At 65.3% G+C, this 22,972-nt stretch carries 18 protein-coding genes and 1 tRNA gene; 15 read left to right on the top strand and 4 right to left on the bottom strand.

What is annotated here, in order from left to right:
* The first annotated feature begins 1 nt into the window (after nucleotide 1).
* From RMET_RS02350 to RMET_RS02335, 4 genes are all read left to right on the top strand, one after another.
* A complete protein-coding gene (locus RMET_RS02350) occupies nucleotides 2-1,576 on the top strand; it encodes a sensor histidine kinase (protein ID WP_011515339.1) in 1,575 nt (524 codons plus the stop codon).
* Entirely contained in the window at nucleotides 1,573-1,893 is a 321-nt protein-coding gene (locus RMET_RS02345; RefSeq protein ID WP_011515338.1) for a DUF4212 domain-containing protein, read from the top strand. Before RMET_RS02350 ends, RMET_RS02345 begins: the two co-directional genes overlap by 4 nt.
* Nucleotides 1,894-2,251: 358 nt before the next feature.
* Entirely contained in the window at nucleotides 2,252-3,949 is a 1,698-nt protein-coding gene (locus RMET_RS02340) for an MFS transporter (RefSeq protein WP_011515337.1), read from the top strand.
* A 168-nt stretch (nucleotides 3,950-4,117) separates the two neighbouring features.
* Nucleotides 4,118-4,194 (top strand) — tRNA-Met (locus RMET_RS02335).
* A gap of 362 nt (nucleotides 4,195-4,556) precedes the next feature.
* Here RMET_RS02335 and panP read toward each other — a convergent pair.
* Both panP and RMET_RS02325 read right to left on the bottom strand, forming a co-directional pair.
* The gene (panP, locus tag RMET_RS02330; RefSeq protein ID WP_011515334.1) at nucleotides 4,557-6,215 is read right to left on the bottom strand and encodes a pyridoxal-dependent aspartate 1-decarboxylase PanP; all 1,659 of its coding nucleotides are present in this window, start codon (nucleotides 6,213-6,215) and stop codon (nucleotides 4,557-4,559) included.
* Between the two features lie 127 nt (nucleotides 6,216-6,342).
* On the bottom strand, nucleotides 6,343-6,966 hold the full coding sequence (locus RMET_RS02325; RefSeq protein ID WP_011515333.1) for a response regulator transcription factor: 624 nt from the start codon (nucleotides 6,964-6,966) through the stop codon (nucleotides 6,343-6,345).
* 329 nt (nucleotides 6,967-7,295) lie between these two features.
* On the opposite strand from RMET_RS02325, the gene RMET_RS02320 reads away from it, so the two are divergent.
* Nucleotides 7,296-7,730: a universal stress protein gene (locus RMET_RS02320; protein WP_011515332.1), complete on the top strand. Its 435-nt coding sequence runs from the start codon at nucleotides 7,296-7,298 to the stop codon at nucleotides 7,728-7,730.
* A gap of 54 nt (nucleotides 7,731-7,784) precedes the next feature.
* On the opposite strand, the gene RMET_RS02315 is transcribed toward RMET_RS02320, so the two are convergent.
* Together RMET_RS02315 and RMET_RS02310 are read right to left on the bottom strand one after the other, a co-directional pair.
* Nucleotides 7,785-8,831 (bottom strand): serine/threonine protein kinase, encoded by a 1,047-nt coding sequence (locus tag RMET_RS02315; RefSeq protein ID WP_011515331.1) that lies wholly within the window; start codon nucleotides 8,829-8,831, stop codon nucleotides 7,785-7,787.
* 11 nt (nucleotides 8,832-8,842) lie between these two features.
* Nucleotides 8,843-10,465 carry a DEAD/DEAH box helicase gene (locus tag RMET_RS02310; RefSeq protein ID WP_011515330.1) on the bottom strand — a complete coding sequence of 541 codons (1,623 nt, stop codon included), beginning with the start codon at nucleotides 10,463-10,465 and terminating at the stop codon, nucleotides 8,843-8,845.
* 239 nt (nucleotides 10,466-10,704) lie between these two features.
* Between RMET_RS02310 and RMET_RS02305 the strand changes: the two genes are divergently transcribed.
* The 10 genes from RMET_RS02305 (at nucleotide 10,705) to glyS (ending at nucleotide 22,967) form a co-directional block, all read left to right on the top strand.
* A complete protein-coding gene (locus RMET_RS02305; RefSeq protein WP_011515329.1) occupies nucleotides 10,705-12,387 on the top strand; it encodes a ClcB-like voltage-gated chloride channel protein in 1,683 nt (560 codons plus the stop codon).
* Between the two features lie 165 nt (nucleotides 12,388-12,552).
* Nucleotides 12,553-12,930, top strand: a complete 378-nt coding sequence (locus RMET_RS02300) for a hypothetical protein (RefSeq protein ID WP_011515328.1) — start codon at nucleotides 12,553-12,555, stop codon at nucleotides 12,928-12,930.
* A gap of 63 nt (nucleotides 12,931-12,993) precedes the next feature.
* Nucleotides 12,994-14,346: a tRNA (N6-isopentenyl adenosine(37)-C2)-methylthiotransferase MiaB gene (gene miaB / locus RMET_RS02295; protein ID WP_011515327.1), complete on the top strand. Its 1,353-nt coding sequence runs from the start codon at nucleotides 12,994-12,996 to the stop codon at nucleotides 14,344-14,346.
* Nucleotides 14,347-14,366: 20 nt separating this feature from the next.
* Complete coding sequence (locus RMET_RS02290; RefSeq protein WP_011515326.1) at nucleotides 14,367-15,362, top strand: PhoH family protein; 996 nt, start codon at nucleotides 14,367-14,369, stop codon at nucleotides 15,360-15,362.
* A 2-nt stretch (nucleotides 15,363-15,364) separates the two neighbouring features.
* Complete coding sequence (ybeY, locus tag RMET_RS02285; RefSeq protein ID WP_011515325.1) at nucleotides 15,365-16,102, top strand: rRNA maturation RNase YbeY; 738 nt, start codon at nucleotides 15,365-15,367, stop codon at nucleotides 16,100-16,102.
* Nucleotides 16,103-16,246: 144 nt separating this feature from the next.
* Complete coding sequence (locus RMET_RS02280) at nucleotides 16,247-17,134, top strand: HlyC/CorC family transporter (protein WP_011515324.1); 888 nt, start codon at nucleotides 16,247-16,249, stop codon at nucleotides 17,132-17,134.
* Between the two features lie 92 nt (nucleotides 17,135-17,226).
* A complete protein-coding gene (gene lnt, locus RMET_RS02275) occupies nucleotides 17,227-18,759 on the top strand; it encodes an apolipoprotein N-acyltransferase (RefSeq protein WP_011515323.1) in 1,533 nt (510 codons plus the stop codon).
* A 483-nt stretch (nucleotides 18,760-19,242) separates the two neighbouring features.
* On the top strand, nucleotides 19,243-20,196 hold the full coding sequence (gene glyQ, locus RMET_RS02270) for a glycine--tRNA ligase subunit alpha (protein ID WP_011515322.1): 954 nt from the start codon (nucleotides 19,243-19,245) through the stop codon (nucleotides 20,194-20,196).
* A complete protein-coding gene (locus RMET_RS02265; RefSeq protein ID WP_011515321.1) occupies nucleotides 20,193-20,813 on the top strand; it encodes a hypothetical protein in 621 nt (206 codons plus the stop codon). Before glyQ ends, RMET_RS02265 begins: the two co-directional genes overlap by 4 nt.
* A 30-nt stretch (nucleotides 20,814-20,843) precedes the next feature.
* Nucleotides 20,844-22,967, top strand: a complete 2,124-nt coding sequence (gene glyS, locus RMET_RS02260; protein ID WP_011515320.1) for a glycine--tRNA ligase subunit beta — start codon at nucleotides 20,844-20,846, stop codon at nucleotides 22,965-22,967.
* The last annotated feature ends 5 nt before the right edge of the window (nucleotides 22,968-22,972 follow it).

Below are 22,972 nucleotides of genomic sequence, written 5' to 3'. Positions count from 1 at the left end.
CATGAGCCTGCTGCGACTGCCGTGGCGACGCCGTTCCGCCGCGGGCCCCGCACGCGCGACGGACCCCACCCGGCCCACGCTGGCCGATGCCGCGGCCGAAGACCAGGCGCTGGCCGACGCCCTGCCACACCTCGAGGAAACCTCGGCGCACCCTGCGCCCCGCTCGCTGTTTGGCGAGATTCTCGACTGGATGCTGGCACCGCTTCTGCTGCTCTGGCCGATGAGCATCGCCGTCACATACCTCGTCGCCAAGTCGATTGCAAACGGGCCGTTCGACCGCGCGCTCGAAGCAAGCGCCATCGTGCTGTCGCAGCAGGTGCGCGAGGTCAACGGCCGCGTCACGCTGCAGCTTCCACTGTCCGCGCGGGAAATCCTGCGCGCCGACGAGACCGACAATATCTACTACCAGGTGGTAGGCAAGCACGGCGAGTACGTGGCCGGCGATCACGACCTGCCGCTTCCGTCCGAGGACGAAGAGGGACATGCCGGGCTGGTATCGCTGCGCGACGATCGCGTGGCCGGCAACGATGTGCGTGTCGCCTATACCTACGTTGAACTGAAAAACATCAGCGGCGCCCAGCCCGTGCTGGTGCAGGTGGCCGAGACGCTGGACAAGCGCGCGCGGCTGGCCAATGAAATCATCAAGGGCGTCATCCTGCCGCAGTTCGTGATCCTGCCGCTCGCGGTGGTGCTGGTGTGGTTTGGCCTCACGCGCGGGCTGGCACCGCTGACCGCGATCCAGCAGCGCATCCGTGCGCGCAATCCCGGCGACACGAGCCCGATCGACGAGCGCGCGGCGCCGCAGGAAATCACGCCGCTGGTAGCATCGTTCAACGACTTGCTGTCGCAACTCGAGCAGTCGGTGCAGACACAGAAACGCTTCATTGCCGATGCCGCACACCAGATGAAGACACCGCTCGCGGGTCTGCGTATGCAGGCGGAACTGGCCCAGCGAGAGCAATCACCGGAGGAACTGCATCGGTCGCTGGCGCAGATCGCCGGCAGCTCCAAGCGCACCGCGCATCTGGTCACCCAGTTGCTGTCGCTGGCACGCATGGAGAATCTGGCAGGGGTAGGCGGCATGACGCCGGTGAACCTGACCGCCCTGGCGCGCGACGTGGTCAAGGATCTGCTGCCCCAGGCATGGGCGCGGCAGATCGACCTTGGCCTGGAAGGCGACGAGCATCCCGTGATGGTCACGGGCAATCGCGTGATGCTGACGGAGATGCTCAACAACCTCGTCGACAACGCCATTCGCTACACGCCGCCCGGCGGGCATGCCACGGTACGCGTCATCGCCGATGCATTCGAACCGTTCGCGTATCTCGATGTGGAAGACACGGGGCCGGGCATCCCCCCGAGCGAGCGCGGACGCGTGATGGAGCGTTTCTATCGTGTGCTCGGCACCAACACCGAAGGCAGCGGACTGGGGCTGGCCATCGTGCGCGAGATCGTGCAGCAGCACGGCGGCGAAATATCCATCGACGACAACGTGTACCAGACCGAGCCTCGCCTGGCCGGCGCCCGGTTCCACGTGACGCTGCGCCGCGCGCCGCCGGAAGAGACCAACACATGAGGAAAGCCCCGCCCGACCGCATGACGCCGCGCGAGCGGCTTGCCTGGCGCCACAATCTGCGCTGGATCGCCGTGCTGCTGGTGATCTGGTTCGTTGTGACGTTCGTCATCAGCTGGTTCGCACGCGAACTGCGTTTCGACTTCTTCGGCTGGCCCTTCTCGTTCTGGGCCGCCGCGCAGGGCGCGCTGATCGTATATGTAGCGATGGCCGCGCTCTACGCCTGGCACATGAATCGGGTGGATCGCGAACTCGACAGCGAGACGCCAGACGCCGAGACCCATCCCGCACCACCCACCAATCCCGCCGGTCGATCCTGACGCAGCCGGTCGATCCTGACGCAAACACGCGGCACCCCTCGTAAGGGGCAATTCGACGACTATGCCGCGCGACGTGCGCCAATGCTGCAAAGCAAGAATCCCGTGCGCCCCATAAGCCAGGCGGTTTGCGGGTTTCCGATCGACGCAATGCAGCAAATACCGCGCTGAAAACAGCCTCGAAACGTCTAGCGTATACCCCGACGAATCCGGCACGTTTTACGGGAACTCTGTCAGAACTCAGTAAGTTTCGCCTCCCACAATCCTTTGCAGCTTCGGTGCAGAGGCCGGCACGCGCGGATACCTCAAGCGCAAGACACGGCCAGACCGGGGACCCTTTCGACAGACGGAGGAGACAACAATGGCAAACGCGCAAAACGTGGCAATGCCTGGCGGCAAAGCCCACAATGCGCCGATGACGCGCGAGGAAAAGAAGGTCATTCTGGCCTCGTCGCTCGGCACGGTGTTCGAGTGGTACGACTTTTATCTATACGGTTCGCTGGCGGCGGTGATCGCCAAGCAGTTCTTCGCGGGCCTCGACCCCACTTCCGCATTTATCTTCGCCCTGCTGGCGTTCGCGGCAGGCTTCATCGTGCGTCCGTTCGGCGCACTGGTGTTCGGCCGTCTCGGCGACATGATCGGCCGCAAGTACACCTTCCTGGTGACAATCCTGATCATGGGCTTGTCGACATTCATCGTCGGCCTATTGCCCGGCTACGCCACGATCGGCTGGGCAGCACCGATCATCCTGATTGCACTGCGTATGTTGCAGGGCCTGGCGCTCGGCGGCGAGTACGGCGGCGCGGCCACCTACGTGGCTGAACACGCCCCGCACGGCAAGCGCGGCGCCTACACCGCCTGGATCCAGACCACCGCCACACTGGGCCTGTTCCTGTCCCTGATCGTCATTCTGCTGTGCCGTGAACTCACGGGCCCGCAGTTCGACACGTGGGGCTGGCGCATCCCGTTCCTGGTCTCGATCCTGCTGCTGGCCATGTCCGTGTATATCCGCCTGTCGATGAGCGAGTCGCCGGCCTTCCAGAAGATGAAGGCCGAGGGCAAGACCTCGAAGGCACCGCTGACCGAGGCATTCGGTCAATGGCGCAACCTGAAGATCGTGATCCTGGCGCTGGTAGGCCTGACCGCCGGCCAGGCCGTGGTCTGGTACACCGGCCAGTTCTACTCGCTGTTCTTCCTGACGCAAGTGCTGAAGGTGGACGCCAAGACGGCCAACCTGCTGATCGCCGGCGCACTGGTGATTGGTACGCCGTTCTTCATCTTCTTCGGCTCGCTGTCGGACAAGATCGGCCGCAAATGGATCATCATGCTGGGCTGCGCGCTGGCCGTGCTGACCTACTTCCCGCTGTTCAAGGCGATGACCCACTACGCCAACCCGGCGCTGGAACGTGCGCAGCAGACCGCGCAGATCGTGGTCACGGCCGATCCGAAGACCTGCTCGTTCCAGGGCAGCCCGATCGCTCGCGAAATCGACTTCCGCAGCTCATGCGATATCGTCAAGCGCACGTTGGCCCAGGCATCGGCCAGCTATGAAGTGGTGCAGGCCCCGGCCGGCACGATGGCTTCGGTGAAGATCGGCGACAAGGAAATCAAGGCCTTCGACGCCACGGTGACCGGCGGCCACAGCTTTGACGACGCCAGCAAGAAGCAGATCGCGGCGTTCAAGAAGGAAGTGAGCGAGTCCATGAGCGCGGCCGGCTATCCGACCAAGGCAGACCCGGCGCAGATGAACACGATCATGGTGCTGGTGGTCCTGGTGATCCTGGTGATCTACGTGACCATGGTCTACGGCCCGATCGCCGCGATGCTGGTGGAAATGTTCCCGACCCGCATCCGGTATTCGTCGATGTCGCTGCCGTATCACATCGGCAACGGCTGGTTCGGTGGCCTGCTGCCAACGATCTCCTTCGCCCTGGTGGCGCAGAACGGCAACATCTACTACGGCCTCTGGTACCCGATCATCATCGCGGCCATGACCTTCGTGCTGGGCGCGCTGTTCGTCCGCGAGACCAAGGACGTGGATATCTACGCGAACGACTGATCGCCAGTCGGTGAACCTTCGCTCAGGATGGCCAGCCGGCAGGCTGGTCTCCGCTTCCCAGGCAGGCCTTGCGCCTGCCGTTTTTTTTGGCAGCCACCGAGGCTTGCAGAAAGTTGTCACAAAGGTGTTGACAGCCTAAAAGGCACAGGTATAATTGCGGTCTTCGTTGGCGAATTAGCTCAGTTGGTTAGAGCGACGGAATCATAATCCGCAGGTCCGGGGTTCGAGTCCCTGATTCGCCACCATCTATTTGAAAAGCCGCAATCCTTCACGGGATTGCGGCTTTTTGTTTTGGCTCGTTGGAACGGGGCGGCGGACGAAGGCGAAGCCGAGGTTCTGCTTCATGTTCCGGATCGTGGCCTTGGGCAACTTGCGGGCGCGGGCAATGCCACGCGGGTCGCCCTTGACCAGCGGCAGTCAGGCCAAGCAGGTGGCCACGAGAATTACCAGCAAGGCGGCCGCCCATCCGCCACAGGCTACGGCGGAACTCCCTTGGAGGCGCTATCAAAATGAAGCGAAACGGTTCTGGCTAGACGCGCGGCCGCAGACAGTACAAGTGGCACGGCAAGGCTGCGCAACGACGCCAGAATCATGTTGATCGCGCCTCTTAACCGCCAACCATCGCCATCAACGCAGGCAGCATCGGACTCTGTTTTGCCAGCCCACGCTGCTCTTCCAGAAGGCTCTGCAGGATCTCGTGCGTCGTATCGGGATTCGCCAGCACCACACGAAACACCGCGATCGGACGCCCGCCCCACTGGGAGGACGTCAACTGCGTCCGCGACACGAACGAGCGGCCTGCGTCGCGCTGCATTTCCTGGATGTTGATGGTCAGCGCGTCGAGCGCCTCGAGCAGTTGTTCGCGCTGTTCGGGCGAGGCCGAAAGCAACGCCGCTCGCACCGGCGCCGGCACGTAGCGATAGGTGAGGATGCAAAGCTGCGGCCGGCTGTCCAGTTCGAAGTCGGGCTGCTGTTCGATCAACGACGCGAAGTACTTCGCGTTGTCGATGCCCGTATCGATCAGCTTCGCCAGCCCCTTGCGGCCAAGCAGGTGCAGGTTCGCATAGAGCATGACGGCCGCCGAACCGCGGGACCCTTCGAGCGTATGGCGCCCCAGGTCCACCGAGCCCTTCCGCACGATGTAGTTTGCGTGCTGGATGATGTCCTGCGTCCACGCCGGATCGCGGAACAACACCATGCCGGCGCCCATCGGCACATAGAACTGCTTGTGCGCGTCGATGACGACCGAATCCGCGCGCTCGATCCCGGCAAAGCGCGCGCGCTCGCGTGCGGAGAGCAGTGTGGCACCCCCCCACGCGGCGTCCACATGAAAGTGGCAGCCGATCTCCTGCGCCACATCGGCAATGGCATCGAGCGGGTCCACCGCACCAGTCTCAGTGGTGCCAGCGATACCGACAATCGCCACTGTCCGGATGTTGCGTTGTTGAAGATCGCGTAATGTGTCGCGCAACAGGTCGACGCGCATCCGCCCGTCTTCATCGACGCCTACCGGCACCAGATTCTCGCGGCCGATACCGAGGATATCCGCCGCCTTTCGCAGCGAATAATGGCCGCGCTCCGACACGACGATCGCCAGCCCTGCGTATCCGTAGTGCCGCAACGCCGCTACCAGCCCCGCCTGGTTGATGCCCGCGAAGCCGTCGCGCGCGCGCAGCGTGTTGTTGCGGCTGGCCCAGAGCGCGGTGAGATTGGCCGTGGTGCCGCCCGAGCAGAATGCTCCGAGAGAATGCTCGGCATTGTGCAGCCATTGCGCGTAGAACGCGTCGTCCCGCGCAAAGACCAGGTGATGCAGCATCCCGATTACCTGACGCTCCAGTCCCGTCAATGCACCCGACGTTTCAAGCTTGACCACGTTCTGGTTCAGCGCCGCCACGATCTTGGCCAGCGACGGCATGAACGATGGCAGCGACGACGTCATGTGACCGACGAACGTTGGCGACGCCACGGGCATCACATGCCGGAACACATCGTTGAGCAGATGATCCGCGTGTTGCTGCGGCGCGGTCGGATCTTCCGGTATCTGGACCGAGGCAAAGGACGCCTCGCGCGTCGCGCAGGCACCAACCGGATCGAAGTCCTGGCCGGCAAAGAAGTCCGCGGGATGCTCGGCAACGCGCCGCTCCAGGTCGTCGAACGCGCCAAGGTCCGCATCGAACCAGTGCAGCGGACAGCCCTCGCCCATTTCCGCGTCGTTGCCGGTTGCCTCGCGAGCGTTGTCTGACCTCCCCGCCTTGCGCGCCTTCATGTGCCTATTCCAGTCCCAGTCCAGTGTGGTGCCGCCGCTGCAGCGGCGGCGAATCGCTGGGATTATGCCGGATAAGCCGAGGCCGGCGCTGCACGCCCACCCGATCGCGCGACCGCCCAGGCGCCCGTCAGCAGGCCAGATGATGCCGCCGCGCAAACTCGGCCAGATCGATCAGGGAACGGAACCCCAGCTTGGTCATGATGCTGGCCTTGTGCGAGCTCACGGTCTTGTTGCTGATACCGAGCACCACGGAGATCGCCTTATTGGAATGCCCGGCCGCGAGGAAGCGCATGACGGTCAGCTCGCGTCGGCTCAAGACCAAGATCGGATCGGCCGGCGCATTGGCCGCGCGGCGAATCGTCGTAAGCAGGGCCAGCGGAAATGCAGCATAGCCACTCATGACCGCGCGCACGGCATGCTCGATACCGCCGATGCCGTTGCCCTTGTCGACATACCCGTGCGCGCCGCTGAGCAACGCGCGTTCGGCAGCGCCGGATGCGGCTGACAGCACCAGCACGCGCGTTGCCGGGTGATGGGACACCACCTCCTCCACCACGGCATCGCCCGGAAGATCGCCGAGATCCAGGTCCACCATTACCAGGTCGGGGCGCTGTCTTGTGCGCAGTTCCTCCAAGGCTTCAGTGGCAGTTGTGGCCAGGCGGACTTCCTCGAAGCCCATGCTTTCCATCAGCGCGGCGGAGGCCGCCGCGCGTACACCAGGATGATTGTCGATTACTAGCGCATTGGACATACGATTCCTCCGATGAAACGAACGTGCGGAGAGCATAGGTCGTCCGGTCATGCGCCGGATGTGGAAGGCGCCAGCGATGCACTTCGAAACTTCCAGGCCATCATGCGGACATTTCGGATGTTGCAGACTTGTTTCCGTCGGATTGCACCAATTCCGCGCGACACCAGACACCGGAGATCTGTGGCCGCAGAGGCTCCCAGTGCAGATGACAATCATGAAATCTTTAAAAAATTTAACGGGAATTGACCTAAGTTAGAGGTGTCGCATCAGGCACGTGCCATGATGGAAGCTAGCAGTTGCAGCCCCCCTTCAATTCAGGAGATCCAAACATGCCCCAAATCGTTCTTGCCACCGACGGTTCCGCTTTCAGCGACGCGGCAGCGCGCTTCCTTGCCGACGGCAAACTGCTGCAGACCGGCTTCACCGTCCACGTCATCCATATCACGCCCGACGTAACCGGGCAGGTACGCGCATTCGTCAGCAAGGAAACCATCGACGCCTGGCACCAGGAAGAAAGCGGCAAGGCGATGGCATCGGTCTGCGAAATCCTGTCAGCGGCCAAGGTACCGTTCGAGCAGCACGCGCTGCACGGATTCCCGCCGGAGAAGATCGTGGCCTACGCGAAGTCGGTCGATGCGGGCGCCATCGTCATGGGTACCCACGGACGTGGCTCGTTCCTTGATGCGGTGATTGGTTCGGTCGCGGGCCGCGTGCTGGCGCACGCCGGATGCCCGGTAATCATGGTCAAGCCGGAAAAAAGCTGAAGGCCGGCCCGTTCGGGCCAAGCTGTTCCATGACGGCGCGGCTTCGGGCTGATGTCAGGCCCAGAGCGGCGCCTCGTCCATGAGCGCGATCTGTTCGCGCAACTCCAGAATGCGATCCTGCCAGTAACGCGCCGTGCCGAACCACGGAAACGCGGCCGGAAAGGCGGGATCGCGCCATCGGCTGGCCAGCCACGCGCTGTAGTGCAACAGGCGCAGCGTGCGAAGTGCCTCGACCAGCCAGAGCTCCCTCGCATCGAATTCCGCGAAGTCCTCGTAACCCGCCACGATGTCGGCCAACTGGTCCTGCATCGCCACGCGGTCTCCCTCCAGCAGCATCCACAGATCCTGCACGGCCGGTCCCATGCGGCTGTCATCGAAATCAACGAAGTGCGGCCCGGGTGTGCCCCGGCCGCGTGCATCCTCTTCGTCGATCCACAACACATTGCCGCGATGGCAATCCCCATGCAGACGCAACAGGCGAACCTCTCCGGCACGCTCGTAGCTGCGGCGCACACCGTCCAGCGCGAGGTCCGCCGCCGCACGCCAGGGCGCCAGCAGGTCGGCGGGAATGCAATCGTGCGCGAGCAGATAGTCGCGCGATGCAATGCCGAAAGTATCGATATCCAGCGCGGGCCGCGCCTGGTATGGCGCGGTGGCGCCGATGGCGTGAATACGGCCGATGAAGCGCCCGAGCCAGGTGCGGGTTTCGGCCTTGTCGAGCGCGGGTTCGCGGCCCCCGCAACGTGGAAACACCGCGAAGCGGAAGCCCTCGTGTGTGAACAGCGTGGTGCCGGACTGGTCGCCGCTATTGGCCGCCAGGGCCGGCACAGCAGGCACTTCCGCACCGGCCAGCTGCTGCACGAATGCATGTTCCTCAAGGATCGCCGCATCGGTCCAGCGGCCCGGCCGATAAAACTTGGCGACGACCGGCGCGGCATCCTCGATGCCCACCTGCCAGACGCGGTTCTCGTAGCTGTTGAGCGCCAGCAAGCGCCCATCCGGATAGAACCCCGCCGCCTCGAGCGCATCGAGGATGCACTCGGGGGTCAGTCCCGCGTAGGGGACTTCATCGGTCGACGAGGGACGATCCGGCTCGCTCATGACGGATGCGATCAGTGGGCGGGCTTGCGGCCACCGCCGAGCAGGGCCGCCTGCGGGGCCGGCCGACGATTGCGAGCGGGCGGCGCGGCAGTGTTGTCCTGAGCCGGACGCGCTTGCTGCGGACGCGGGTTCGCACCCCTGGCGTTCGCATTGCCCTGCGCATTGCCCTGCGCATTGCCCTTGGCCGTGCCCTTGGCCGTGCCCTTGGCGGTGCTATTGGCGTGGCCGTTGCCGCGCCCACCTCCCTGCCCGGTACGCGGCGCATTACCACTGCCTCCGGCGTTGCCGTTACGGGCCTCGCCACGCGCCGGCTGTGCCGGACGCGGTTGGCGCGGCGCTTCCTGACGCTCGCCTTGCGCGGCGCGCGGCTGGCGGCGCTCGCCACCGTTGCCGGCATTCCCCTGGCCGTTGCCGCGCGGCTGACCGCCACGCTGCTGCTGCCGGCCCTTCTGGATCGGCTCGGCCTTGATGCTCGGATCGACTTCGAAACCGGGCAGCAGCACCTGCTCGATCTGGCGCTTGATCAGGCGCTCGATATCGCGCAACAGGCCATGTTCGTCCACGCAAACCAGCGAGATCGCCTCGCCTTCGGCGCCGGCACGGCCAGTACGGCCGATACGGTGCACGTAGTCCTCGGGCACGTTGGGCAGATCGAAGTTGACCACGTGCGGGAGCTGGTCGATGTCGATGCCACGTGCGGCGATGTCGGTGGCCACCAGCAGGCGCAGCGTGCCGGCCTTGAACTCGGTCAGCGCGCGCGTGCGGGCCGACTGGCTCTTGTTGCCGTGGATCGCCAGCGCTGAGAGGCCGTCCTTGGTCAATTGTTCGGCCAGCCGGTTGGCGCCATGCTTGGTGCGCGTGAACACCAGCACCTGATGCCAGTCGTGCTGGCGCACCAGATGGGCCAGCAGTTCGCGCTTGCGTTCCCGGTCGACCGGGAACACGCGCTGCGCCACGGTTTCCGCCGTGGTATTGCGGCGTGCCACTTCGATCGACGCCGGGTTGTCCAGCAGGCGATCGGCCAGCGCGCGGATATCGTCCGAGAACGTGGCCGAGAAAAGTAGATTCTGGCGCTTGGGCGGCAGAACGTTCAGGACCTTGCGGATATCGTGGATGAAGCCCATGTCGAGCATGCGGTCGGCTTCATCGAGCACCAGCAGTTCAACGTGCGAGAGGTCGATCGTGCGCTGCGCCACGTGGTCCAGCAGACGGCCAGGCGTGGCCACCACGATATCGACACCGCGCCTGAGCGCCTCGATCTGCGGATTGATGCCGACGCCGCCGAACATCACCATCGAACGCAGCTTCAGATACTTGCCATAGTTGCGCACGCTCTCTTCGACCTGCGCGGCCAGTTCACGCGTGGGCGTCAGCACCAGCGCACGCACGTTCGGGCGCGCGCCGCGGGGCGCATTGCCGCCATTGGCGCGCGCGGCGGTTTCGGAGAGCAATTGCAGCATCGGCAGCGTGAAACCTGCCGTCTTGCCGGTGCCGGTTTGCGCACCGGCAAGAAGATCGCCACCTTTGAGAATTGCGGGAATGGCTTGCGCCTGAATCGGGGTCGGCGTGGTGTAGCCCTGTTCGGCCACGGCACGCACCAGCTTGTCGGACAAGCCGAGTTCGGAAAAAGACATGAAATGACGCTTCGGCCGCCCGTCGCGCAAGAAAGTGCGCCAATCGTGGAGCGGCTCGGGTAGAAAACCGTAACCTGAGGGTCAGGTTCGGTGGGACAGGTCGATTGCCCCCGTCTCCGATCAGGAAAGGGCCGTAGTGTACCAGTCTGGCGAGAGGCCCGGAGCGATACGATAACGAGGTGGCGCTGCGCTATCATTGCGGCCACCCGGCCCGGCGCCCCACGTCACCGCTCATCGCCATGCGGCTCCGTTTTCTCGAAGATCAAGAAGTCACGCTTTTCGCGGCCATCCCCGTGGGGATCCTGGCCGGCATCGTCACGACGCTGTTCAAGGCCGCGCTCGAATCGAGCGGGCTGGTCATGTTCGGCACCGAGGCGGACATCGTCATGGTGTTCGCCGGGCTCGCCGTCGCCTGGCGCGTGGTGATCCCCGCACTTGGCGGCGCGCTGGCCGGCGGGTTGCTCGTGCTGGCCAACCGCCTGGCTGCCGCCGAGCCCGGCCCGGCCGATTACATGGACGCGGTGTCTCGCGGCACGGGGCAGCTGCCGCTGAAGATCACGCTGCTGCGCTCGTTGTCGTCGTTCTGCTCAATCATCTCCGGCAGTTCGGTCGGCAAGGAAGGCGCGATGATCCAGCTTGCGGCGCTATGCGGCTCGCTGTTCCCGTCGGCGCGTGCCGACCACACCTCGGGCGACACCAATATGCGCCGGATGCTGACCGCCTGCGGCGCGGCAGCCGGCCTGGCCTCGGTCTATCACACGCCGCTTTCGGCCGCCGTCTTCGTCGCCGAAGTCGTGTTCGGCGCACTGGCCGTGCAGCGGCTGATGCCGCTGTTCCTGGCCTCTGTGGCGGGCGCGATGGTCAGCCAGTGGCATGGCGGCCTGCAACCGCTCTATCCCGGCCTCCATATCGAACCCGACCTGCGCCCGCAGATGCTGATGGCAGCGGTCTTGCTCGGCGTGCTGGCCGGCGCGGCCGGTGCCCTGTTCATGCGCGCCACCACGATTGCACGCAACGGCTTCCGTCACGTGCCCGGTGGCCCGGTCGCCCGTCTGGCGCTCGGCGGCGCACTGGTCGGGCTGCTGGCGATCGTGGTGCCGGAGGTGGTCGGCAACGGCTACTTCACGATCCAGACGATCCTCCAGGGCCATCCGCTGTCGGTGCCTGTCTGGGGTGTGCTGGTGGCGAAGCTCGTGGCCACCGTGGCCAGCATCGGTTCGGGGGCGGTGGGTGGCGTCTTCACGCCATCGCTGTTCGTCGGCGCGGCCCTTGGCCAGTTGCTGGCGATGCTCGTGCCCGGTGGCGGCATGGCCCCGGTGCTGCCGCTGGTCGGCATGACCGCGTTCCTGGCGGCTACCAGCCAGGCGCCGCTAATGTCGGTGCTGATGGTATTCGAGATGACGCTGGCCCCGGCGCTGCTGCTGCCGTCGATGATCGGCGCCGTGGCGGCCTACTACACGGCGTCGCGCTGCCAAACCCTGTCGCTCTACAGCGTGGTGGTGGAGCGCGAGCAGGCTTCCGCGGCCGCCGAGCGCGCCCGCAGGCTCCAGCTGGCGGGCCTGTGCGACCCGACCGACACAGTCATCGACCCCGGCGCCAGCGTGGCCCAGGCCGCCGACAAGTTTGCCGAGACCGGCACGCGCTACCTCTATCTGGTCAATGCCGACGGCGCGCTGATCGGGGCAATCTCGATCCACGCCGTCCAGCGCGCCCAACGCGATGCACCCTCGGCAAATCTGCTGGACCTCGGCGACCTCGGCTTTCCGTCGCTGACGCCGGATTCGCGCCTGCGTGACGCGCTGGAGATTTTCTCGGTCCATGGCATCAACCGGATTCCGTTGGTCCGCGACACCACCAGCCGCGAACTGATGGGCACGGTGTCCAAGCAACGGGTGCTGCAGGAAGCCTCCTCCTTGTTCTGAATACGCCACACCGGGCCGGGCCACCGTCCCCGATCCGGGGACAAAAGGGTAGAATCGCGGCCTATCCTGCCAGCGCGATGCCGGCCGTTTTCGGGACCGCGGTGACCGCGTCCGGCGCCGGTGGCGTTGTAGTTCCACTCACTCGCCACTTTTGCCGGAGCCTTCATGCCCATGCTGTTTTCGCGTCTGTCGCTGGTCGCGTGCGCCGCGACGCTGCTGATGTCCGTGGCCCCCGCCATGGCGCAGGAAACCCAGCCGATTCCCGGCGCGCCGGTGCGCGTGATCCCTGCGGATGCCATGATGGCCCGCATGGAAATCGTGCGATCGACCGATACGGATCCGATGCGCGCCAAGCTCGACGGCAAGGCCTTTGGCCTGGCGCCAGGCCTGCGCATCTTCAGCACGGAAACGCTGCTGATGAATCCGGTCACCGTGGCCGGCAAGAAATTCCCGGTGCGCTACAAGCTCGACCTGTACGGTCAGCTGCTGACCGCCTGGGTCATGACCGACGCCGAAGTGAAGGCCTGGAAGGCCGCGCACTGACGCATTTTCGATTCAACCTGTTGTGCCCTTGATGCCCCCAGGTAAACCACTGAGACCGGCACCATGAAGAAGGTATTTGTCAAAACGTACGGCTGCCAGATGAACGAGTACGACTCGGACAAGATGGTAGACGTGCTGAACGCGACGCAGGGCATGGAGCCCACGGACAACGTCGAAGACGCCGACGTGATCCTGTTCAACACCTGCTCGATCCGCGAAAAGGCCCAGGAGAAAGTCTTCTCCGAACTGGGCCGCATGAAGGCGCTGAAGGCTGCCAAACCCGATCTGGTGATCGGCGTGGGTGGCTGCGTGGCCAGCCAGGAAGGCGCCTCGATCGTGTCGCGCGCGCCGTATGTCGACGTCGTGTTCGGCCCGCAGACACTGCACCGCCTGCCCGACCTGATCAACCGCCGCCAGCAGACCGGCCTGTCGCAGGTCGACATCTCGTTCCCGGAGATCGAGAAGTTCGACCACCTGCCGCCGGCGCGTGTGGACGGCCCGAGCGCGTTCGTGTCGATCATGGAAGGCTGCTCGAAGTACTGCAGCTATTGCGTGGTGCCGTACACCCGCGGCGAGGAAGTGTCCCGCCCGTTCGAGGATGTGCTGGCCGAAGTGGCCGGGCTGGCCGAACAGGGCGTGCGCGAAGTGACGCTGCTGGGCCAGAACGTCAACGCCTATCGCGGCGCGATGGGCGGCACAAGCGAGATCGCCGACTTCGCGCTGCTGATCGAGTACGTGGCCGATATCCCCGGCATCGAGCGCATCCGCTACACCACCAGCCACCCGAAGGAATTCACGTCGCGCCTGATCGAGCTCTACGGCCGTTGCGACAAGCTGGTGAACCATCTGCACCTGCCCGTGCAGCACGCGTCCGATCGCGTGCTGGCAGGCATGAAGCGCGGTTACAGCGTGCTGGAGTACAAGAGCATCATCCGCCGGCTGCGCGCGTTGCGTCCGGACATGTCGATGTCGTCGGACTTCATCGTCGGCTTCCCCGGCGAGACCGATGCCGACTTCGACAAGCTGATGGCCATGGTTCACGAGATCGGCTACGACACCTCGTTCTCGTTCATCTTCAGCCCACGCCCCGGCACGCCGGCGGCGAACCTGCACGATGACACGCCGCACGAGGTCAAGCTGCGCCGCCTGCAACTGCTGCAGGCCACGATCGAGGAGAACGTGCAGCGCATCAGCCAGAGTATGGTCGGCACGGTTCAACGCATCCTGGTGGAAGGCCCGGCGCGCAAGGACCCAACCGAACTGCACGGCCGCACCGAAAACAACCGCGTGGTCAACTTCGCGCTGCCGGGCGTGCCGCAGGCCCAGCGCGACCGCATGATCGGCCAGATGGTCGACGTGAACGTCACGCAGGCATTCCCGCATTCGCTGCGCGGCGAGTTCGTCGTGCGCCAGTAAGCGCCGTTCAACAAGGCTCCATGAAGATTCCAACCGCCGAATTCGTCGCTCCCAGGGACGACAACACGCGCCTGCAGAACCTGTGCGGGCCGCTCGACGAGAACCTGCGCCAGATCGAGCAGGCGCTCGACGTGACGATCCAGCGCCGCGGCCACCGCATGACGGTGCGCGGCGAACGCGCCCAGGACGCGACGCTGGCGCTGGAGCGCTTCTACAACAATGCCCGCGTGGCGCTATCGATCGACGACGTGCAGCTTGGGCTCGTGGAATCGCGTCAGGTGGCCGCGCATGGCGCCTACCTGCCGAGCACGGAAGGCAACGACGGTTCCAGCATCGACGACGAATCGCCGGTGCTGCATACGCGCCGCACCGGGCTTCAGGGCCGTACGGCCATGCAGCGCGACTATCTGCGCAACATCCTGTCGCACGATCTGACGCTCGGCGTCGGCCCGGCGGGTACCGGCAAGACCTACCTCGCCGTGGCCTGCGCCGTCGACGCGCTCGAGCGTGACGTGGTCAAGCGCATCGTGCTGACGCGCCCGGCCGTGGAAGCGGGCGAACGGCTCGGCTTCCTGCCCGGCGACCTGGCGCAGAAGGTCGACCCGTACCTGCGCCCGCTCTACGACGCCCTCTACGACCTGCTCGGCTTTGACCGCACGCAGAAGATGTTCGAACGCCAGATGATCGAGATCGCGCCGCTCGCGTACATGCGCGGCCGCACGCTCAATCACGCGTTCATCATCCTGGACGAAGCACAGAACACCACGCCGGAACAGATGAAGATGTTCCTGACGCGGATCGGCTTCGGCTCCAAGGCCGTGATCACCGGCGACACCACCCAGATCGACCTGCCGCGCGGCCAGAAAAGCGGCCTCGTGGAGGCGCAGCACGTGCTGCGCGACGTGCGCGGGGTGTCGCTCACGCGCTTTACCAGCGTCGACGTTGTTCGCCACCCGCTCGTGGCGCGCATCGTCGAGGCTTATGACGAATATCACGCCCAGCACAAGGACGCCTGATCTTGACCAAGAAGTCTCCCAATGCCACCAGCCTCGTGCTGTTCGATGCCGATGGCCGCGCCCGCAAGGCAAACGCGCACGCGCTGCGTATCCAGCTGGCCGACGGCCGCAGCCTGACGCTGGACCTGTCCCAGGCCGGCGACGGCGTGGTGGCGCTGCTCGCCGAGCACACCGATACCCGCCAGCAGGCTGGCCTGCTGGTGCGCCCGGACAACAGCGACGCGCTGTCCGTGGCCGTGACCGCCACGCCGATCGTCACCACCACGGGCACGCCGGCGACCCCGCCCGCGCTCGAGCTTGACGTGCAGCATGGCGACGGCGTGTCGAAGCGCAACGGCCTGCCGAGCCGCAAGCAAATCGAGAAATGGGTGAAGTCCGCGCTCTATGCCGACGCCGCGCTGACAGTGCGCTTCGTCGACGAGACGGAAGGTCGCACGCTGAACCGCAGCTATCGCGGCAAGGACTACGCCACCAACGTGCTCACGTTCGCCTATGCCGAGAACGACGACGATCCGGTGGCCGGCGACATCGTGCTGTGCTGCCCGGTAGTGGAGTCCGAAGCCAAGGCGCAGAAGAAGTCGCTCGAAGCCCACTACGCCCATCTGATCGTGCACGGGGTGCTCCATGCCCAGGGCTATGAGCACGATGACGACACCGAGGCCGAGGAAATGGAAGCCATCGAGACCGAAACGCTGCAGGCCCTGGGTTTCGAGGATCCGTACAAGCCGATCCGCGAGTAACAGACAGTCTGGCTCCCCACTCCCGCAAGCGTGAGCGGGGAGCACGAAAAGCCACCCGGACAGCCACCCCACCCGGCCCTGTCACGGGCCCGCAAGGCTTTTAGTGTATGCTTCAGACGATCTCCACCACGCGCTAGCCGCGACATGAACGACCCCTATCCCAGTTCGAAACCTGCCAATCACAAGCAGACGGATCGCCCACGATCCCTACTCGAACGCCTTTCGGACTTCATCTCTCCTGAGCCCGATACCCGCGCCGAATTACTGGAAGTGCTGCAGGACGCGCACGAGCGTAACCTGATTGACGCCGACTCGTTGTCGATGATCGAAGGCGTGTTCCAGGTGTCTGAACTCACCGCGCGCGACATCATGGTGCCCCGGGCGCAGATGGACACGGTCAACATCGCGGACGCGCCGGAGACCTTCATCCCGTACATGCAGCAGACCGCGCACTCGCGGTTTCCGGTCTACGAAGGCAACCGTGACAACATCATCGGTATCCTGCTGGCCAAGGACCTGCTGCGCTATTACACGGACCCGAACTTCGACCTGCGCGAAACGCTGCGCCCGGCCGTGTTCATCCCCGAGTCAAAGCGGCTGAACATTCTGCTGCGCGAGTTCCGTATCAATCGCAATCACATCGCGATCGTCGTCGACGAGTACGGCGGCGTGGCCGGTCTGGTCACGATCGAGGACGTGCTCGAGCAGATCGTGGGTGACATCGAGGACGAGTTCGACCTCGACGAGGACCATGACAACATCCTGCCTACCGCCGACGGCGCCTGGCGCGTGCATGGCCTGACCGAGATCGAGCAGTTCAACGAGACCTTCGGCACGGCATTTCCCGATGACGACGTCGATACGGTCGGCGGCCTGCTCACGAACCATGTGGGGCATGTGCCGCATCGTGGCGAGATCATCACGCTGCCGCCGATGCAGTTTGAAGTCCTGCGCGCGGATGCCCGCCAGGTGCACCTGCTGCTGGTGCGCCGCGAGGCGCCCGCCGAACCGGCTCTCGTCGCCGAAGCATGACGCGCGTCGGCACGCCCGGCGCCGTGGGCACCCCTCGGGCCGGTTCGGCCGACTCACCAATGGGCGGCACGCCGCCCTCCCCTTTTCAGACTATGCAAGTCACGTCCCGCTCCGGCACCGTGTTCCGGCTGCTGATCGCGGCCGTCCTGGGCGTGGCCCATACACAAGCCTTCGCACCGCACAACTGGTGGTGGCTGCAGATCCTGTCGCTGGCCGGACTCGTCGCACTGATCGCCGGCGCCCCACGCCCGCGCGCCGCAGCGGCCACGGCCTATGCCTTCGGGCTGGGCTGGTTCCTGTCCGGCATCTGGTGGCTGTTCATCAGCATGCACGTCTACGGCGAGATGCCGTCGTGGATGGCCGGTCTGGCCGTGGTGCTGTTTGCCGGCTACCTGTCGATCTGGCCCGCCCTGGCCGGCGCGGCCTGGCACTGGCTGACACAACGCGGCCGCAACGGCGTGCTCCCCGCGCTGGCGTTCGGCGCCACGTGGGCGCTCTCCGAGTGGCTGCGCGGCGTGGTGTTCACCGGATTTCCGTGGCTCGGCAGTGGCTATCCCCACACGGACGGCCCGCTGGCGGGTTTCGCGCCGCTGATCGGCGTCTATGGCATTTCCGCGCTGGCCGGGTTCATCGCGGCCTTGCTGGTGGCAGTCGTCGGCGCCATCGGCCGCCAGCGAAAAGCCCGATCGGCGGTGCTCGCCGGCGGACTCGCGGTGGGCGTGCTGGCCTGCGGCGCGGCGCTTGCGCCGATCCAGTACACCTCGCCCATCGGACAGCCGATCCATGTCCGGCTGCTGCAAGGCAATGTGGCCCAGGACATCAAGTTCGAACCCGTGGGCATCGAGCGATCGCTGGAGCTTTACCGCGACCTGATCACCGAGGCGCCGGCCGATCTGGTGGTCACGCCGGAGACCGCATTCCCGGTAATCCTGCAGGAACTGCCGGTCGAGATCGCCCGTGCGGTGCGTACCTTCATGGAAAAGACCGGCACCACGATCATCTTCGGCGCCGCCGGCGCCGATTCGCCGGTGGATTTCACCAACAGCGTGTTCGCGATCGGCCCGGAACAGGATCAGCTCTACCGCTACAACAAGCACCATCTGGTGCCATTCGGCGAGTTCATCCCGTTCGGCTTCCGCTGGTTCGTGGACATGATGAAAATGCCGCTGGGCGATTTCCGGCGCGGCACGCTGGACCAGCCGGCGGTTCCGGTACGCGGCATTCATGTGGCACCGAATATCTGCTACGAGGATTTGTTCGGGGAAGAGATCGCGGCCACGCTGCGCCAGCAGGCAACACCGGCCAACATGCTGGCCAACGTCACGAACCTGGCCTGGTTTGGCGACACGATCGCACTGGACCAGCACCTTCAGATCTCGCGGATGCGCGCGCTGGAAATGCGCAGGCCCATGCTGCGTGCCACGAATACGGGCATGACCGCCGTGGTGGCACCGGATGGCACAGTGCAGGCAAAGCTGCCGACTTTCCAGGTGGGAACGCTGACCGCGACCGTGCAGGGCATGCAGGGCCTGACGCCTTACATCCGCTGGGGTAACGTGCCGGTGCTGATCGGCAGCCTGCTGGTGCTGTTGGTGGCCGCCCGCGCGCGACGCGCGCGCGGGTAGGCGAAACGACGGTGCGAAGCCTCGGGGCTCAGCCGATCACCGAAGTGGCGATCGAGACGGCCGCAGCAGCGGCCATCACAGCGATGGCGACGAGGTACGGTTTGCGAGACAGCAGCGACATGACCAATCCCAAGAAGTAAAGATGATGATTCCCGGAGCGCCTTCCGGCCCGTGCATCGACCCACGCGGATAAGGGAGGCGGTTCCAGCCGCAGCCTGTTCGTTTTGTGTTCAGCCGCGTGCTTCAACTGTATACAAAAACGTTATCGGCACCTATAAGTCGGTTCTGAAACCCCGGTCGGGATTTACCCGACCCGTTGCAAAAGCCCGACAGTGTCGCCAAGCATGATTCGTGCCCCGGCACCCTTGTTTCCACGTCGCTTGCGCGGGGGGCGACCCAAAAACCCGATAGAATTCAAGGTTTGGCAAACCCCGCGCGAGACGGCTCGTGCACTTGCCCGCCAGATTTCCTTTTCGTCTTCCTATGCTGACCTTCCAACAAATGATTCTGACCCTGCAGGCCTACTGGGACCGGCAGGGTTGCGCGCTGTTGCAACCGATCGATCTGGAGGTCGGCGCCGGGACGTCGCACGTGCACACCTTCCTGCGCGCCATCGGCCCGGAACCGTGGCGTGCCGCATACGTGCAACCGTCGCGCCGCCCCAAGGACGGCCGCTATGGCGAGAACCCCAACCGCCTGCAGCACTACTACCAGTACCAGGTGGTGCTCAAGCCGGCGCCCGAGAACATTCTCGAGCTGTACCTCGGCTCGCTCGAGGCGCTGGGCCTTGACCTCAAGCAGAACGACATCCGCTTCGTCGAGGACGACTGGGAAAATCCGACGCTCGGCGCATGGGGCCTGGGCTGGGAAGTCTGGCTCAACGGCATGGAAGTGACGCAGTTCACCTACTTCCAGCAGGTTGGCGGCATCGACTGCAAGCCGATCACCGGCGAAATCACCTACGGCATCGAGCGTCTGGCGATGTACCTGCAGAAGGTCGAGAACATCTACGACCTGGTCTGGACCGAATGGCAGGAAAACGGCGAGACGCGCCGCCTGACCTACGGTGACGTGTACCACCAGAACGAAGTGGAACAGTCCACCTACAACTTCGAGCACAGCAACACGGAAATCCTGTTCCGCCATTTTGCCGAGCACGAGAGCGAAGCCAAGCGCCTGATGGGCGATACCGGCGAAAAGGCCGAAGGCGCGCAGGAGAAGGCCGCTGGCACACGCCTGGCGCTGCCGGCCTATGAACAAGTGCTCAAGGCCGCCCACACCTTCAACCTGCTGGACGCGCGCGGCGCGATCTCCGTGACCGAGCGTGCCGCCTATATCGGGCGAATCCGCAATCTGTCGCGCCAGGTGGCGCAGGCCTACTACGACTCGCGGGAAGCACTTGGCTTCCCGATGTGCAAGACCGAGGCCCGCGCATGACACCCCATCTGCGCGGCGTCTGTGCGATCGTCGCGTTGGCCGTGTCCGCCGTGGCGGTGTTCGGCGGCAGCGCCGACGCCCTGGCACGCACCGCATCCCCGCCAAGTCCGCAGGCGCTCTACCTGCCCGAGGACTTGAGCAATATTTGCGAAGCCGACCAGCAGGCCCTGCAACTGGCCATCACGCGGCACTGGCGCCCGGCGCTCAAGTCGATCGACCAGTGGACGCAGCTCGTGCGGTCGTTCTCGTGCGACCTGTCGGGCTCGCGCGATCTCGGCTGGCACCGGGTGCCGCTGCGCGCCTATGAAAGCGCGATCCGCTACCCGCTGCAGTGGGCCGAGTGGGAAGACCACAACGGCCGGCCGCGCCGCACCGTGCGCACTTACTATTCGGCCGCGCAGCTTCCCGCCAAGATCGAATTCTGGATCGGCGGACGCATCGACGAGATCCGTTATGACCGTCGTACGCAGCGGATCGACGCACGCTTTCCAGCCGCGGGTACCCGCGGCGCTTCCGGCGTGGCGGTGCAATGCGCCTACACCACGCTGCAATTCCGCCAGCAGAATGGCCTGTGGCTGCTGTCTGGCGTGGAACCCAATCTCTCGCCGCGCTGCTAAGCGCGCGCCCATACCTGTTGGATACGATTCATGTCGCAACCCATGACCGATTCGCTGCTGATCGAACTGTTCACTGAAGAACTGCCGCCGAAGGCGCTGGCACGCCTGGGCGAGGCCTTTGCCCAAGGCCTGTTCGACGGCCTCGGCGCGCGCGATCTGCTCGAAGCAGGCGCCACCGTTACGCCTTTCGCCACGCCGCGCCGCCTGGGCGCGCTGGTCTCCGGCGTGCGCCGCACCGCGCCGGACCGCGAGCAGCGCGAGAAGGTACTGCCGCTGACCGTGGCGCTCGATGCCAACGGCGCCCCGACGGCTCCGCTGGGCAAGAAGCTGGCGGCACTGGCCAAATCGGTCGGCGTAGCCGAGATTGACTGGCAGACGCTCGAGCGCGCCTCCGACGGCAAGGCCGATGCGTTCTTCTACCGCTACACCGCGCGCGGCGCGACGCTGGCCGATGGCCTGCAGGCAGCGCTCGACGAGACGCTGACCAAGCTGCCGATCCCGAAGGTGATGAGCTACCAGCGTCCGGACGGCACCACCGTGCATTTCGTGCGTCCGGCACACAGCCTGATCGCGCTGTACGGCGCGGAGATCGTGCCGGTTTCGGCGCTCGGCCTGCAAGCCAGCAATCTCACGCAAGGTCACCGCTTCCTGTCGCAGGGCACGATCGAGATTCCCCACGCGGCCGAGTACGCCGGCCTGCTGGAATCGCGCGGCCGCGTCGTCGCCAGCTATGCCGACCGGCGCGAGCGCATCCGCACGGCGCTGCTCAAGGAAGCCGGCGCCGACAAGGTCATCATGCCGGACTCGCTGCTTGACGAGGTGAACTCGCTGGTCGAATGGCCGGTGATCTACCCGTGCCACTTCGAGGAAGCCTTCCTGGCCGTGCCGCAGGAGTGCCTGATCCTGACGATGCAGACCAACCAGAAGTACTTTGCACTGACCGATGCCGAAGGGCACCTGCGCAACCGCTTCCTGATCGTATCGAACCTGGCCACCGACACCCCGCAATCGATCATCACGGGCAACGAGCGTGTGGTGCGCCCACGCCTGGCCGATGCGAAGTTCTTCTTCGACCAGGACCGCAAAAAGACGCTGGCCTCGCGCGTGCCGCAACTCGCCAACGTGGTCTACCACAACAAGATCGGCAACCAGCTCGACCGCGTGCAGCGCCTGCAGCAGATCGCCGGCCATCTTGCCGACGCGATGAACGCCACCGGCGCCCCGGTCGACAAGGCCGCCGCGATGCGCGGCGCCGAACTGGCCAAGGCCGACCTGCTGACCGATATGGTCGGCGAGTTCCCCGAGCTGCAAGGCACGATGGGCACGTACTACGCCCGCCACGACGACGAAGCCGAGGACGTCGCCCTGGCCTGCTCCGAACACTATCGCCCGCGCTTTGCCGGCGACGCGCTGCCGGCAGGCAACGTGAGCACCGCCGTGGCGCTGGCCGACAAGCTTGAGACGCTGATTGGCATCTGGGGCATCGGCCTGCAGCCGACGGGCGAAAAGGACCCGTTCGCGCTGCGCCGCCACGCGCTGGGCATCCTGCGGATGCTGATCGAGAAACCGCTGGCGCTGCCCCTGAACGACGTGCTGGGTCTGACCGAACAAGCCTTCGCCGGCATCGCGGCGGTCAAGCCTTCGCGCGAAGCGATCACCGACTTCCTCTTCGACCGCGTACGTGGCTACCTGAAGGACAAGGGCTACACGACCAACGAAGTAGAAGCCGTGGTCAGCCTGCGCCCGCAGCAACTGCACGACATCCTGGCGCGCATGGAAGCCGTCCGCACGTTCGCGGCGTTGCCTGAAGCCGAAGCCCTGGCCGCAGCGAACAAACGCATCACGAACATCCTGAAGAAGACGGACGAGGCAATCGGCAGCGTCGATGTATCGCTGTTCCAGGAGGCTGCCGAAGGCGCGTTGCACGAGGCGATCGAGCGCGTGCGCCCGGGCGTGGAAGCCGCGTTCGCGGGTGGTGATTTCACCGCCGCGCTGCGCGACCTGGCACAGCTTCGCGATGCTGTGGACCGCTTCTTCAACGACGTGATGGTCATGGCCGAGGACGCGAAGCTGCGCGCCAACCGCCTGGCGCTGTTGGCCACGCTGCACGGCCTGGCGAATCGCGTCGCGGACATTTCGAAGCTGGCGGCCTAAGCTGT

This window comes from Cupriavidus metallidurans CH34, from assembly GCF_000196015.1.
Classification (GTDB): Bacteria; Pseudomonadota; Gammaproteobacteria; order Burkholderiales; family Burkholderiaceae; genus Cupriavidus; species Cupriavidus metallidurans.
This window is presented reverse-complemented; position numbering and strand designations above follow the sequence as displayed.

Coding starts and splice junctions, on each gene's coding strand:
- RMET_RS02350 (WP_011515339.1), top strand. CDS start 2: ATGAGCCTGCTGCGACTGCCGTGGCGACGCCGTTCCGCCGCGGGCCCC.
- RMET_RS02345 (WP_011515338.1), top strand. CDS start 1,573: ATGAGGAAAGCCCCGCCCGACCGCATGACGCCGCGCGAGCGGCTTGCC.
- RMET_RS02310 (WP_011515330.1), bottom strand. CDS start 10,465: ATGTCTTTTTCCGAACTCGGCTTGTCCGACAAGCTGGTGCGTGCCGTG.
- RMET_RS02320 (WP_011515332.1), top strand. CDS start 7,296: ATGCCCCAAATCGTTCTTGCCACCGACGGTTCCGCTTTCAGCGACGCG.
- RMET_RS02290 (WP_011515326.1), top strand. CDS start 14,367: ATGAAGATTCCAACCGCCGAATTCGTCGCTCCCAGGGACGACAACACG.
- RMET_RS02305 (WP_011515329.1), top strand. CDS start 10,705: ATGCGGCTCCGTTTTCTCGAAGATCAAGAAGTCACGCTTTTCGCGGCC.
- RMET_RS02340 (WP_011515337.1), top strand. CDS start 2,252: ATGGCAAACGCGCAAAACGTGGCAATGCCTGGCGGCAAAGCCCACAAT.
- RMET_RS02280 (WP_011515324.1), top strand. CDS start 16,247: ATGAACGACCCCTATCCCAGTTCGAAACCTGCCAATCACAAGCAGACG.
- glyS (WP_011515320.1), top strand. CDS start 20,844: ATGTCGCAACCCATGACCGATTCGCTGCTGATCGAACTGTTCACTGAA.
- RMET_RS02265 (WP_011515321.1), top strand. CDS start 20,193: ATGACACCCCATCTGCGCGGCGTCTGTGCGATCGTCGCGTTGGCCGTG.
- miaB (WP_011515327.1), top strand. CDS start 12,994: ATGAAGAAGGTATTTGTCAAAACGTACGGCTGCCAGATGAACGAGTAC.
- RMET_RS02315 (WP_011515331.1), bottom strand. CDS start 8,831: ATGAGCGAGCCGGATCGTCCCTCGTCGACCGATGAAGTCCCCTACGCG.
- glyQ (WP_011515322.1), top strand. CDS start 19,243: ATGCTGACCTTCCAACAAATGATTCTGACCCTGCAGGCCTACTGGGAC.
- RMET_RS02325 (WP_011515333.1), bottom strand. CDS start 6,966: ATGTCCAATGCGCTAGTAATCGACAATCATCCTGGTGTACGCGCGGCG.
- RMET_RS02300 (WP_011515328.1), top strand. CDS start 12,553: ATGCCCATGCTGTTTTCGCGTCTGTCGCTGGTCGCGTGCGCCGCGACG.
- panP (WP_011515334.1), bottom strand. CDS start 6,215: ATGAAGGCGCGCAAGGCGGGGAGGTCAGACAACGCTCGCGAGGCAACC.
- lnt (WP_011515323.1), top strand. CDS start 17,227: ATGCAAGTCACGTCCCGCTCCGGCACCGTGTTCCGGCTGCTGATCGCG.